Origin of the sequence: Portibacter marinus, assembly GCF_021533195.1 — a bacterium.
Lineage (GTDB): Bacteria > Bacteroidota > Bacteroidia > Chitinophagales > Saprospiraceae > Portibacter > Portibacter marinus.
In genome coordinates, this window is sequence record NZ_JAJNKB010000003.1 from 55,284 (window position 1) to 68,406 (window position 13,123).

Consider the following 13,123-nt stretch of genomic DNA (forward strand, 5'->3'; position numbering starts at 1 on the left):
AGAGAGAATGATTAAGCTAGCACTGATAGCCCATAATGGGAAAAAGCCGGAAATGGTCAGTTTTGTGATGCATCATAAAGAAGAATTGAAGGACTTTAATTTGTTTGCTACAGGAACGACTGGAAGTCACATTGAAAAAACCGGCTTGCCAGTAATTAAATTACTCTCAGGTCCAAAGGGAGGCGATGCTCAGATAGCCGCTATGCTTGCTACCAATGAAATAGATATGGTTATATTTTTTCGCGACCCACTGGACAAGCATCCTCATGAACCAGATGTTCAAATGCTAATGAGACTAGCAGACGTACACAATATTCCTCTCGCTACGAACCCCGCAACAGCTAAACTGTTAATAAAGGGTGTAAACGCTGGTAAGTGACCACAGAAGAATTTAGAAACATATCGCCCACGCTCCCAAAAAATCCGGGTGTCTATCGCTTCTTAGATGAAGATAGAACCATTTTGTATGTGGGAAAAGCTAAAAATTTAAAGAAAAGGCTTACTTCATATTTTGGTGTGAAAAAGCATCAAGCTTTTAAAACAAAGACTATGGTCAAGCATGCTCACGATATTGAATTTACAATCGTGGAGAGTGAGCATGATGCTTTACTATTAGAAAATTCATTAATTAAGAAGCATCAACCACGTTATAATGTGCTTTTAAAGGATGCTAAATCATACACATACATCTGTATCAAGAAAGAGCGATTTCCCAGAATTTTTTTTACCAGAAAAGTGAGAAGGGATGGTTCTGTATATCTTGGTCCATATACTTCTAAGCACAGAACGAAGCAAATATTTGATCTTATTAAAAACTTGTTTCCTCTAAGAACTTGTAAGCTTAATCTTTCCAAGGAAAACATAGATGATGGTAAATTTAAAGTATGCCTCGAGTACCATATTAAGAACTGCAAAGGCCCATGCATAGGAGAAGAAAGCGAGGAGGAATACAATGAAAAAATTGAGCAAGTTAAAAACATCTTAAAAGGTAATTTTAAACCTGTAAAAGATTACATCAAAGCAGAAATGCACAAATTCGCTGAGCGCATGGAGTTTGAAAAAGCTCAGGAAATGAAAGAAAAGCTTACCCTGTTCGAAGACTATCAAGCGAAATCAACGGTTGTTTCTCAAACCATAAAGGATGTGGATGTATTTACCATCGATTCATACAAAGATTCTGCCTTTGTGAACTTCATTAAGATTGCCAATGGGGCGATCATTAATACCGATACTGTCGAATTAAAAAAGAATTTGGATGAAGAAGATGAGGATTTGCTGAGATATGCCATTGACCGATTTAGGGAAAAATACAACAGCATTACCAAAGAAATCATACTTGCTAAAAGAATAGAACTTATTGAAGATGACGTACAAGTCATTGTACCGCAAAGGGGTGAAAAAAAGCATTTGCTTGACTTATCTGCTAAGAATGTTAAGTATTTCATCATGAATCTGCGCAAAGAAGAGGCGACGAGGATGAAGAAGCAAACTTCCGCAGAAAGAATACTAACCACCCTTCGAGATGATCTGCAGATGGATGAAATCCCTTTTCACATTGAATGTTTCGATAACTCTAATATGCAAGGTTCTTTTCCCACCGCAAGTTGTGTTGTTTTTAAAAATGCAAAACCAAGTAAGAAAGACTATAGGCATTTCAATGTTAAAACTGTAGTAGGACCTGATGACTTTGCCTCGATGACAGAAATCGTTGGAAGAAGATATAAAAGGATGCTGGCAGAGGGAGATGAATTGCCTCAACTGATCATTATAGATGGAGGGAAGGGTCAATTGAGTGCGGCTGCTAAAAGTCTGCGTGAATTAGGAATTCTTGATCAGGTTACGGTTATTGGCATTGCGAAAAGATTGGAAGAAATTTTCTTTCACGACGATCCGGTTCCTATTTATATTAATAAAAAATCCGAATCGTTGAAATTAATCCAGCAAGCCAGAAACGAAGCCCATCGCTTTGCGATCACTTTCCATAGACAAAAAAGATCTCAGCATTTTACACAATCGGAATTACATACCATTCCCGGAGTAGGTGACAAAACAGCTACCAAATTACTTACTGAATACAAATCGGTAGAAAAGATCAAAAATCTGACCTTAGAAGAGTTGATCCAAAAAACAAATAAGCGCATTGGTACGATAATTTATGCCTACTTCAAAGAAAAAGTCGAAAAACAGCAGTAGGAGGTTAAACTTGATTTCGAACCATGTGTTTGCTTAATACGTAAGAGAAAAAATACAAAATTATGTCAGAGAATAAATATAGTGAAACGAAGCTTCAGGAGTTTAGCAGTATTATTAAAGATAGACTAGACGAGGTAACCAAGCAAGTAGAAACCTTAACCAACATAAGAAAAAGCAGACGGGAGGGAAAGCAGGATGACAATCCCGGTTTTGGTGAGATGAGCAAAAATGAACAGCAAGCTTCTAAAAATAAAGCATCTATGAGACGTTTGAAAACTCGACAAAAAGAGTTAAAAAGAGCACTTCTTAGAATCGAGAATGGAACTTACGGAATAGATGAAAGGACAGGGGAGTTAATCGATGAGAAAAGGCTTAAGGCACTACCAACTGCCACACGAGGCATTTAAGAATAAGTCCATAAAAAAAGAGGCTATTTCATTACTGAGATAGCCTCTTTTTTTACTCAATCATAACTATTTCTTTTCTAAAGATCCCAGTGAGGGATTAGCTGTAATCATATCTTTCATGATATTGAGTGTTTCATTCAAATAAATGTCTTTTTGCAAATCCTTGATCCAGACATCATTTCTGGCAATCCTTGAACTATCAGCTTCAATGAACTCAAGATCTATAGGCAAGTTAGAAGCATTCAATCCTATAATCTGATTACTCCACAAATCCTTAAACTTTTCTGCAGCTTGTTCTCTTGCATCTACTTCTTTGTTGAACTCTTCAAAATTAAGAGAGTAGATCTTATCATCTCTATTTTCTTTCAGTCGCTGTGCATTCTCAAGTACCAATTTAAATTGCTCGTCACTTTCGATTCTTTGCGCAGAATTTTTACTTAAGATTTCTTTGTTACTTACCGTCATCTTAGGCAACTCGTATTCTACCGGATCTATTTCCGTCCATTCCATTGCATAATCATATTGCTTCTCTCCTGTTTCTATATAATGGAAATTATCAGGTAGTATTACATCCGGTACCACTCCTTTCAATTGAGTCGAACCACCATTTACTCTAAAATACTTCTGCGTTGTCAATTTGACCTCACCCAATGGCTTCATATCACCATTCCCCCTCACTGCTCTGTCCAGATCATAAAATCTTTGCACTGTTCCTTTTCCAAATGTCGACTTGCTACCTACTATTAGTGCTCTATCATAATCCTGCATTGCAGCAGCTAGTATCTCAGAAGCCGAAGCAGAATAACCATTGACCATGACGATTAAATGACCGTCATACTTGGTTTCAGGATCTTCATCTTCAAGGACATAGGGTTCACGTCCTCTTGGCTTAACCTGTACAATCGGACCTTCATCAATAAAAAGGCCGGACATCTGGACCACATCTCTTAGTGAACCACCACCATTGTTTCGCAAGTCCAATATGATACCATCGACATTTTCTGCTTTAAGTTTTTCGATCTCTAAAGCAACATCTACAGCGGAACTTCGTCCATCCTTAGATTCGAAATCGGCATAAAACTTAGGCAGTCTGATGTAGCCATATTTATGTCCTTCATCTTCTCTTTCAATGATGACACTTTTTGCTTTCCCTTCTTCTATGATTACTATATCCCGTTCTATCTCTATGTCTACCATTGTACCATCCTTCTTTTTAACGGTCAGATAGACGATTGTACCTTTCTTTCCCCGAATATGTTGTACCACGTCATCAACTCTCATTCCAGTGATATCCAAAACTTCATCTTCACCCTTCTGTTGGACCGCTGTGATCAAGTCATCTACTTCTAATTCCTTACCTTTCCAAGCCGGGCCACCTACGATGATATCCACCACTTTGGTATAGTCTCCATCTCGCTGTAACCTTGCTCCGATACCTTCTAATCTTCCACCCATATTGATATTAAAATCCTGCTTTTCCTTAGGATTATAATAATCTGAATGTGGATCAAATACATGAGTGATCGTATTTAGATAAGCTTCAAATCTATCAGACCTTCTGATTTCACCCAGTCGATCAAACCAATCATCAAACATTTCTTTCGCATCTTTATACGCCTCCTTTTTCAGCTCTTCCTCTGTCTTTTTCTTCTCCGCTTTTTCGTTGGCTTCTAATTTATCTTCATATCGGACCAGAATTTCATACTTGATCATCTTTCTCCAGCCTTCTTTAAGCTCGTCCATATTTTTGGGAAAGGCCTTTTCTTCGTCGTCTAAGTTAATATCCTCGTCAATGGTAAAATCAAAATCCATCTTGATGGTCTCATCATAGACTTTTTTAGCTCGCTCTATTGCTTTATTGATTTTTTGTTCAGACAGATTAAAAAATTCAAAACTTCCCTCCTCATATTGGTCGTCAAGTAATTTTTCGTATTTCTGAAGTTCATCGACATCTGTTTGCAATAAAAATCTCTTACTATTATCCAATACCTCTAAATAGCTTTTAAAGGCATTTTCCGAGAAATCATTATTCATCTCCAAGGGCCGATAATGAACCTGCTCTAAAAAGTTAGAAACGGCATAAAAAATCAATTCTTCCTTCTCCTTTGGATCAGGTTCTGGAAAAAACGATCCCACTGCCAGTACTCCTGCTGCGACTAGTGCTAAAATAACGGCCTTCATATATTTATTTTTCTTTTTAATAATCTCAAGTTAAGGATTTTCACATTTAAAAACACTGTAAGTGCTCTTTGTGTTCTAACCTGATAATTCTTTAACGTATCAATAACTGTTCTAAAATCAAAAAATAAGCCCATTTATTGTAAAGGACACTAAATTTCCGGCTAGTCGGCCAATAGTCTCGACAGAATGTCTTCTATTTTTCGATTAGGGTTGTTTTCTTCCAACTTTTTGATGCCTGACCGAATCAAATCTAACTGAAGATTTCCGATTGATCCTTCATGACTGTGCTTCAATTGTTCAGGCTTTACAAAAGCTCCTTTTTCTATTTGTTCTCCTATTTTACGATAAGCTTCACGAAAAGGAACCCCTTGTTTGACCATCTCGTTTACAGCATCTACAGTGAGCAAGTAGTCATACTTTTCATCATTCAAGATGTCTTCATTGACTTTCAATTTTGGAAGTGCATAATCCATGATGGACAGTACTTCTTCCATTTTATTTATTGCTGGAAACAAATACTCTTTCAAAAGTTGAAAATCTCTATGATATCCTGTTGTTAAGTTAGAAATAATGGACATGATCTGCGAAGGTAGATTCATCAGGCTATTCGTATATGCCCTGATCAGCTCATATACATCTGGATTTTTCTTGTGTGGCATAATACTGGATCCAGTCGTCATTGTAGAGGGTAAGCTTAGAAAGCGGTAATTCTCATTCGAGTACAAGATCATGTCGTTGGCAAACTTATTGATACTCAAAGAGATGGTGGCCATGACCTGCGCCACCAAGAGCTCAGCTTTTCCTCGACCGTATTGAGCATTGATAGGATTGACATGCAATTCTTCAAATCCGAGCAATTGGGTGGTTCTGGTGCGATTAAGTGGAAACGAACTTCCATAACCAGCTGCTGAACCTAAAGGATTTTTATTGATCAATGGAAAAATAGCAGTACAATACTCTGCATCTTCCTTCAAGGATTCTGCTTGAGCCCCAAAGTACATTCCAAATGAAGATGTCATCGCTACCTGGGTATGAGTATAACCAGGCATCAGTACATTACTGTACTTGTCTGCGATATCTATAAATTTGGTCGCAAGCGCAGTGATCGAATCTATGAAGGCACCAAGTTTACTGCGATAATACATTTTAAGGTCTACCAGAACCTGATCATTTCTCGATCTGCCGCTATGAATACGTTGACCCCATTCTCCCAATAACAATTCTACTTGTGAATGAACATCTTCGACTCCCTCTTCTATAACAAATTCTCCATCATTTATCCTTTGATAAATGTTTTTGAGTCCTTCTTTAATTTTACTTAGCTCTCCTTGCTCTATCAGTCCTTGCTCCTGTAACATAGATACATGGGCTAAACTTCCGAGTACATCATATGAGGCCAGTTCGAGATCCAGCGTACGATCATTACCAATGGTAAACTGTTCAATCATTTTATCTACAGGGAGACCTTTGCTCCATAATTTATTTTCAGATTCCTTCATTCTTTATTTTTGTCATTTCATACGGATTTAAGGCCTTTAATAGGTTGACATATCCATCTATGCCTTGGTCTACTTCTTTAATGTAAATGTATTCGTCAGGAGTATGTGATCTTTCTGAAAAACCTGGACCCATCTTAATGGTAGGAAATTTAAGATTGGCTTGATCTGAAAGTGTAGGGGACCCAAAAAGTGTCAAACCCAGTTTTTGACCAGCTCTGACCAAAGGGTGATCCAGGCTTATACCTGATGGTCGATTGTTAAAGGAACGGGCTTTCAGGGAAGATTCGCAAATGTTTTGTACTTCTTTAAACGCTTCCTCCAGATCGTACAATTCATTGACCCTTAAATCAATGACAAATTTGCAGGAATCAGGAACCACATTATGCTGGACACCTGCATCTATCTGCGTTACCGTCATCACATTTGTACCTAAAGTTTCAGATACTCTATTGAATTGGTAGTCGCTGATCTTTTGGATGTCTTTCACTGCCTTATAAATCGCATTCTCACCTTCCTGCCGAGCTGCATGACCTGCCTCACCAATTGCCTCTCCATCGATCACCAGTAGACCCTTTTCTGCAATTGCCATTTCCATATTGGTAGGTTCACCTACTATTCCAAAATCCACTGGGCTTAATTCATGGTCTATCAATGATTTAATCCCATTTGGTCCAAAATTCTCTTCCTCTGCAGTTGCCGCCAAAATTAAATTGAAATCTTGCTTTTGTTCATGTAAGTAGATATAGGTGATCACAAGCGAAACCAAACTAGCACCGGCATCGTTGGCTCCCAATCCAAACAGCTTTCCATCCTTCTCAATGGCTCCAAAGGGATCATGTGTCCAACCATTGACCACCTTTATGGTATCATGATGAGAATTCAAAAGACACGTTGGCAATCCGGGATCCAGTGCTTCAATTCCGGCTATAATATTATTATTTTTCTTAATATGAGGAATGTTTTTCGCCTGCAAAAACTGTTGTAAAATTTCAGCAGTACCGTCTTCCTTTCCTGAATAAGAGGGTTCTCTGATCAATGTCTTCAAAAGTTGGATGGCTTCCTTTTTTAATTCGTCTAACTCCTGCATATCTCTGTTCCTTTATCCGGTCGCTCCATATTCGTGTATTGACCGATAATCACCTCTTTCACTCCAGATTTGCTGGCCTGAATGGCATTGTAAATTTTTGGCACCATGCCATCAGCTACTGTACCTTTATTTTTCATCTCTGCAAATCCTTCTGCGGTGATCCTATCGATCACAGAATCTTCATCTTCAATATTATGGAGCACACCTGTCAGTTCAAATGCATAGTATAATCTGACATCATAGGACTTAGAAAGGGCTTTAGCGATTTCAGAAGCAATGGTATCAGCATTGGTGTTTAGCATCTGACCTTTACCATCATGGGTGAGCGCACAGAAAACAGGGACAAATCCTGAGTGCAATAATTTTGTTAAAGCTACACCATTCACATTTTCAATATCGCCCACATAACCGTAGTCAATTTCTTTGACAGGCCTTTTCCAACTTAAAATTGTATTGCCATCTGCTCCAGAAAGTCCCAACGCATTGACACCCATGCTTTGGAGACCTGCTACAATCCTCTTGTTGACCAATCCACCATAAATCATAGTAGCGATTTCGATCATAGCTTCATCAGTTATTCGTCTTCCTTCCAGCATTTTAACTTCCACGTCCATCTTTTTGGCCAGGGCAGTAGCTTCGGCCCCACCCCCATGGATAAGTATTTTTGCTCCTGATACATTTTTGAAGCTAACGAGCGCATGATGTAGCTTTTGTGGATTAGACAATACTTTGCCACCTATTTTGATAACATTGATCACATCCATCATTCCATTAAAAGTTCTTTGATGACCGATTGTGCAGCATGCACTCTGTTCCCAGCCTCTTCATAAATCAATGATGTAGAGGCATCAAGCACCTCGTCTGTAGCTACAACATTTCGTCTAATAGGTAAACAGTGCATAAAGCCCGCGTCATTGGTCAATGCCATCTTTGCTTCGTCAATGATCCAGCTACGGTCATTGCTGAGTTTACCATATTGCACTGTGGACGACCATGATTTAGCATATATGAAGTCCGCACCTTTGAATGCCTTATGCTGATCATATTCAACTTCGGCATCACCTATTAGCTCTTGTGGTAGTTCGTGACCCTTTGGATGCGTAATGATGAATTCGTATGACATGGCAGTTGCTGCCTGGGCAAATGAAATGGGAACGGCCAGCGGAAGCGCTTTAACGTGAGGTGCCCAGGAAAGTACCACTTTGGGCTTATCACGTTTTTTATAAGACTCAATCGTAATGGCATCTGCAAGACCTTGCAATGGATGGTGCAGACAAGACTCCAGGTTAATAATGGGGACCGTGGCATACGCCATCAAGCCTTTTAATACCCGGTCTTTCAGGTCTTCCTCTTTGGACTGTAATCCCGGAAAAGCCCTGACAGCAATCATATCCCCATATTGGCTTAATACTTTAGAAGCCTCTTTAATGTGCTCCGCAGTATTTCCATCCATGATGGTTCCCAATTCGAATTCCATTTGATACCCATCTCCTGCATTCATGCTAATGACTTGCATGCCGAGATTTAATCCAGCCTTGTGTGTACTGATTCTGGTTCGTAAACTTGGACTAAAAAAAACGATGACCAGGGTTTTGCCTTCGCCCATGGAATGATCTTGCTCCTCCCCTTTCCGCATTCGGACTCCGCGTTCCACCAACGATTTAAAATTCGCAGTATCTTTGATATTGTAATAATGTTTCATGCCGTTTCCACGTTTTCCATAACTTTACTTAAACCTTCCAAAAAGTGCTCAATTTCTTTTTCTGTAGTATTTAGCGGTGGAAGAATTCTCATCGTATTCGGATCGCCGGAACTGCCACTAAAAATATGTTCTTCATATAGTAAATTCTTCCGTATAGAGGCAGTGGAGTGATTGAACTTTAAACCAATCATCAAACCCTTACCCAAAATTTCAAAGGTAGAGCCAAATGTTTGTTCCAAACGACTTCTAAAGAAAGAACCCAATTGATAAGATCGATCTATCAAGCGTTCATTTTGAATAACTTCCAATACGGCAATTCCAGCAGCACATGCCAAATGGTTGCCACCAAAAGTAGTTCCGAGCATTCCTTTTTTGGGTTGAAAAGTTCTTTCATCTATCAGCACCCCGGCGATAGGAAATCCATTTCCCATTCCTTTGGCCGTCGTGATGATATGTGGTCGAATGTCTGCATACTCCCAAGCAAAGAATCTTCCGCATCTGCCATAGCCTGCCTGAACCTCATCCATGATCAAAATAGCATCATAGATTCTACAAAGGTTATAGACTTCACGCAGATATTCCGGATCACAAGTCCTGCATCCTCCTATCCCTTGTACCGCTTCAATAATGACTGCACAAACACCTCCGGAAGCCAATTCTGATTGCATAGCTCTTACATCATTGATGGGCACGTACTCAATGTCATACCCTTGATTAATCGGTGCCTGGATATCAAAGTTATGTGTGGCCCTAACTGCTGCTGATGTTCTTCCATGAAAACCCTTTTCTAAGGCGATGATTCGCGTATTTCCAGTATGAAAAGAAGCTAATTTCAATGCATTTTCATTGGCCTCAGCCCCAGAATTGCAAAGAAAAAAGGCATAATCTTCCACTCTTGAAGTTTCTTCCAGTTTATCTGCCAGCTCCTTTTGAAGTGAGTTTTGGACAGCATTAGAATAAAATCCTATTCTATCCAACTGATCTTTAAGCCTTTTGACATAATGAGGGTGGGAATGACCGATGCTAATGACCGCATGGCCACCGTAAAAGTCGAGATATTCTGTACCTTTTGCATCATAAACATAAGAGCCTTTTCCACTGATCGGCTCGACATTGTATTGGCTATAGACATCAAATAAATTCATTAGTATGCGATTGATTTAAGTTCAAGCCCGATCTGTTCAGGAAGACCGAACATTAAATTCATATTTTGTATTGCTTGTCCACTTGCTCCCTTTACCAGATTATCGATCACACTGACCAAATGGACCATTCCGTCAATCACATTGACTGAGATTCTTACCATATTAGTACCTACCACTTGCTTGAGATCTACTGGTAGATCTGTCACACGGACAAAAGGATGCTCTTCAAAATATTTTTCATAAAGTTGGAGTACATCATCAGAAGACCATTCACTTTCGGTATAAATACTGGCCAAAATTCCTCTCGTAAAATTTCCTCTGATGGGAATGAAGTTAAGTCGTTGACTGAAACCCGGTTGAAGTTGAGTGAGCGATTGTCTGATTTCTGAGATATGTTGGTGTTTTAAAGCTTTATAAACTGAAACATTTCCAGTTCGCCAGGTAAAGTGTGTTGTTTCAGATAGGCCCTTGCCTGCTCCGGTAGACCCTGTAATACCTGTAATGTGTACATCATGAAGTAGTATTTTTTGGTGTGCCAATGGCAGTAGTGCCAGTTGAATAGCGGTTGCAAAACAACCAGGATTAGCAATGTTCTTAGCGGATTTTACTTTCTTTCGGTTCAATTCAGGAAGTCCGTAGATAAAATTCTCATGATTCGGTTCCAAACGGTAATCTCTGCTCAAATCAATGATTTTAACCTCTTGAGGAATATTAGAGGCGTTCACAAAGTCTCTAGCTGTCTCATGTGGAAGACATAAAAATACGACGTCTATTTCCCAGTCGCACTGATCCACAAAGACGTCATTAAGATGACCTTCAAGGTCCAGATGAACTGAGGAAACCGGTTTTGAAGCGTGGTTTCTGGAGAATATCCACGAAATCTGGACATGAGGATGATGAAGAAGAATTCTCAAAAGTTCTCCACCCGTGAAACCAGTTCCGCCTACGACTCCTACTCTATATTTGGTGGATCTGCTATCCATTCTCATTTGTTTTTATGATTGTAAATCTTATTGGCATTTCCCATCAACTTTATAAATCCTTTTGCGTCGTCAGCTGTCCAACCACCTTGTTCTTCTCCATACTTGCCAAATGGAACATCCATCAGATCATATGCTGATTCAATACCCTCTAGTTCAAAACGATATGGATGTAGTTCTAAAAATACTGTTCCACTCACTCTTTTCTGCGTCGATTCTAAAAAAGCTTCAATATTTCTCATCACCGGTTCTTGGAATTGACCTTCATGGACGAACATGCCATACCAGTCACCTAGCTGTTTTTTCCAATGTTGTTGCCATTTAGAGAGGGTGTGCTTTTCTAGCAATTGATGCGCTTTAATGATGATCAAGGGTGCTGCGGCTTCGAAAGCCACCCTTCCTTTTATTCCAATAATGGTATCACCTACATGAATGTCTCTGCCTATGGCATATTCAGACGCCATTTCTTCAAGCTTCTTAATCGCTTCCACAGGCTTTAATGGAACCCCATCCACCACAGATAATTCACCTTGATCAAAGCCTATCGATAGTTTTCTAGATTTCGATTCAGATAACTGGGATGGATAGGCTTCAGAAGGAATGGGATTTCTGGAAGTCAATGTTTCTTTGCCACCGACACTGGTTCCCCATAATCCCTTATTAATAGAATACGCTCCCTTTTGCTTAGACCATGCATATCCTATTTTGTTAAGGTACTCAATCTCATATTCCCGACTGAAACCATTATCGCGGATGGGGGTAATGATCTCGCAGTCTGGAGCCAGGCTGTTAAAAACCAGATCGAACCTGACCTGATCATTGCCTGCCCCGGTAGAACCATGAGCTATCGCATCAGCCTTGATGCTAGTCGCTTCCATAGCTACACGAATAGCCTGAAAAACCCTTTCGGAACTGACACTTAGTGGATAAGTATCGTTTCTCAAAACATTACCATAAATCAGATATCTGATACACTGATCATAAAACTGCTCTTCAATGTTAATGGCTTTAAAAGACTTTGCACCCAGTTCGAGTGCTCGTTCTTTCATTTCCTTTAATTCTTTTTCATCAAAACCTCCGGTGTTGACGGATACACAATGTACTTCACAACCGTGTTCTCTGGAAAGGTACGGAATACAAAAAGAGGTGTCTAATCCACCTGAGTAGGCTAATACTACTTTTTTCATTCTTTTTCTTTTATGATCATTTCAGATAGGTCATGCTCCATCTCGTTCTTTGAAGCCGCAAGCATTCCTGTACAAAGGCACATTTTACGATGATGCCTCATCAATATATCAAAATTTGAGCAGGACGAACAAGCATTCCAGAATTCATCATCAGTTGTCAACTCAGTAAGTGCTACAGGCTTATATCCCAGATCAGAATTAATCCTCATCACAATGGAACTGGTTGTTATCCCGAAAATTTTAGCAGCCGGGTATTTATCTCTGGCTAAATTAAAGGCAGCCTTTTTGATCTGCTTTGCCAAGCCTAGTCCCCTGTAATTCTGAACCACTATTAGTCCGCTGTTACTCACATATTGTTCTGAGCTAAAGATCTCGATATAGCAAAAGCCGGCTAATTTCTCACCATCCAATGCAATGACGGCATTGCCATTCTTCATCTTGGTTTCTAAATATTCGGGCTTTCGAGTCGCTATACCTGTACCACGCATTTGGGCAGATATTTGGTATTCTTCTGCCAATTGCTTTGCATACTTTAATTCATCTTCCGATGCAATTTTGATTAATATTCCCATTGCTAGATGGTCATCTGTTTGTTAAAAATAAAATGTGGCTAAAATTAGAATAGAAGCTGAGATACCGCGCTTTCTATTCTTTGCGGATAGAAAAAATATTAGACCCCTGAGGGTCTCCTAAAACGCCTTAAAGGAAAAAGCGATAGGTGATATGTTTGATAAATTTTCAT

Annotated in this window: 12 protein-coding genes; 3 read left to right on the top strand and 9 right to left on the bottom strand. The window is 39.4% G+C overall.

Annotation, left to right across the window (positions count from 1 at the left end):
* Window positions 1-10: 10 nt before the first annotated feature.
* The 3 genes from L2567_RS07965 (at window position 11) to L2567_RS07975 (ending at window position 2,600) form a co-directional block, all read left to right on the top strand.
* Window positions 11-379: a methylglyoxal synthase gene (locus L2567_RS07965; RefSeq protein WP_406626677.1), complete on the top strand. Its 369-nt coding sequence runs from the start codon at window positions 11-13 to the stop codon at window positions 377-379.
* The gene (uvrC, locus tag L2567_RS07970) at window positions 376-2,193 is read left to right on the top strand and encodes an excinuclease ABC subunit UvrC (RefSeq protein WP_235297225.1); all 1,818 of its coding nucleotides are present in this window, start codon (window positions 376-378) and stop codon (window positions 2,191-2,193) included. Before L2567_RS07965 ends, uvrC begins: the two co-directional genes overlap by 4 nt.
* Before the next feature lie 62 nt (window positions 2,194-2,255).
* Window positions 2,256-2,600: a TraR/DksA family transcriptional regulator gene (locus L2567_RS07975; protein ID WP_235297226.1), complete on the top strand. Its 345-nt coding sequence runs from the start codon at window positions 2,256-2,258 to the stop codon at window positions 2,598-2,600.
* Window positions 2,601-2,666: 66 nt separating this feature from the next.
* Here L2567_RS07975 and L2567_RS07980 read toward each other — a convergent pair whose 3' ends face one another.
* From L2567_RS07980 to L2567_RS08020, 9 genes are all read right to left on the bottom strand, one after another.
* Window positions 2,667-4,781: a carboxy terminal-processing peptidase gene (locus tag L2567_RS07980; protein WP_235297227.1), complete on the bottom strand. Its 2,115-nt coding sequence runs from the start codon at window positions 4,779-4,781 to the stop codon at window positions 2,667-2,669.
* 161 nt (window positions 4,782-4,942) lie between these two features.
* Window positions 4,943-6,280, bottom strand: a complete 1,338-nt coding sequence (gene argH, locus L2567_RS07985) for an argininosuccinate lyase (RefSeq protein WP_235297228.1) — start codon at window positions 6,278-6,280, stop codon at window positions 4,943-4,945.
* Entirely contained in the window at window positions 6,267-7,367 is a 1,101-nt protein-coding gene (locus L2567_RS07990) for a M20/M25/M40 family metallo-hydrolase (RefSeq protein WP_235297229.1), read from the bottom strand. Before L2567_RS07990 ends, argH begins: the two co-directional genes overlap by 14 nt.
* A complete protein-coding gene (gene argB / locus L2567_RS07995; protein ID WP_235297230.1) occupies window positions 7,355-8,134 on the bottom strand; it encodes an acetylglutamate kinase in 780 nt (259 codons plus the stop codon). The genes L2567_RS07990 and argB overlap by 13 nt, the downstream gene beginning before the upstream one ends.
* Entirely contained in the window at window positions 8,131-9,069 is a 939-nt protein-coding gene (locus L2567_RS08000) for an N-acetylornithine carbamoyltransferase (protein ID WP_235297231.1), read from the bottom strand. Before L2567_RS08000 ends, argB begins: the two co-directional genes overlap by 4 nt.
* The gene (locus L2567_RS08005) at window positions 9,066-10,214 is read right to left on the bottom strand and encodes an aspartate aminotransferase family protein (RefSeq protein ID WP_235297232.1); all 1,149 of its coding nucleotides are present in this window, start codon (window positions 10,212-10,214) and stop codon (window positions 9,066-9,068) included. Before L2567_RS08005 ends, L2567_RS08000 begins: the two co-directional genes overlap by 4 nt.
* Window positions 10,214-11,197 (bottom strand): N-acetyl-gamma-glutamyl-phosphate reductase, encoded by a 984-nt coding sequence (gene argC, locus L2567_RS08010; protein WP_235297233.1) that lies wholly within the window; start codon window positions 11,195-11,197, stop codon window positions 10,214-10,216. The genes L2567_RS08005 and argC overlap by 1 nt, the downstream gene beginning before the upstream one ends.
* A gap of 2 nt (window positions 11,198-11,199) precedes the next feature.
* Window positions 11,200-12,381: an argininosuccinate synthase gene (locus L2567_RS08015; protein WP_235297234.1), complete on the bottom strand. Its 1,182-nt coding sequence runs from the start codon at window positions 12,379-12,381 to the stop codon at window positions 11,200-11,202.
* Window positions 12,378-12,953 carry a GNAT family N-acetyltransferase gene (locus L2567_RS08020; protein ID WP_235297235.1) on the bottom strand — a complete coding sequence of 192 codons (576 nt, stop codon included), beginning with the start codon at window positions 12,951-12,953 and terminating at the stop codon, window positions 12,378-12,380. Before L2567_RS08020 ends, L2567_RS08015 begins: the two co-directional genes overlap by 4 nt.
* Window positions 12,954-13,123 lie beyond the last annotated feature (170 nt).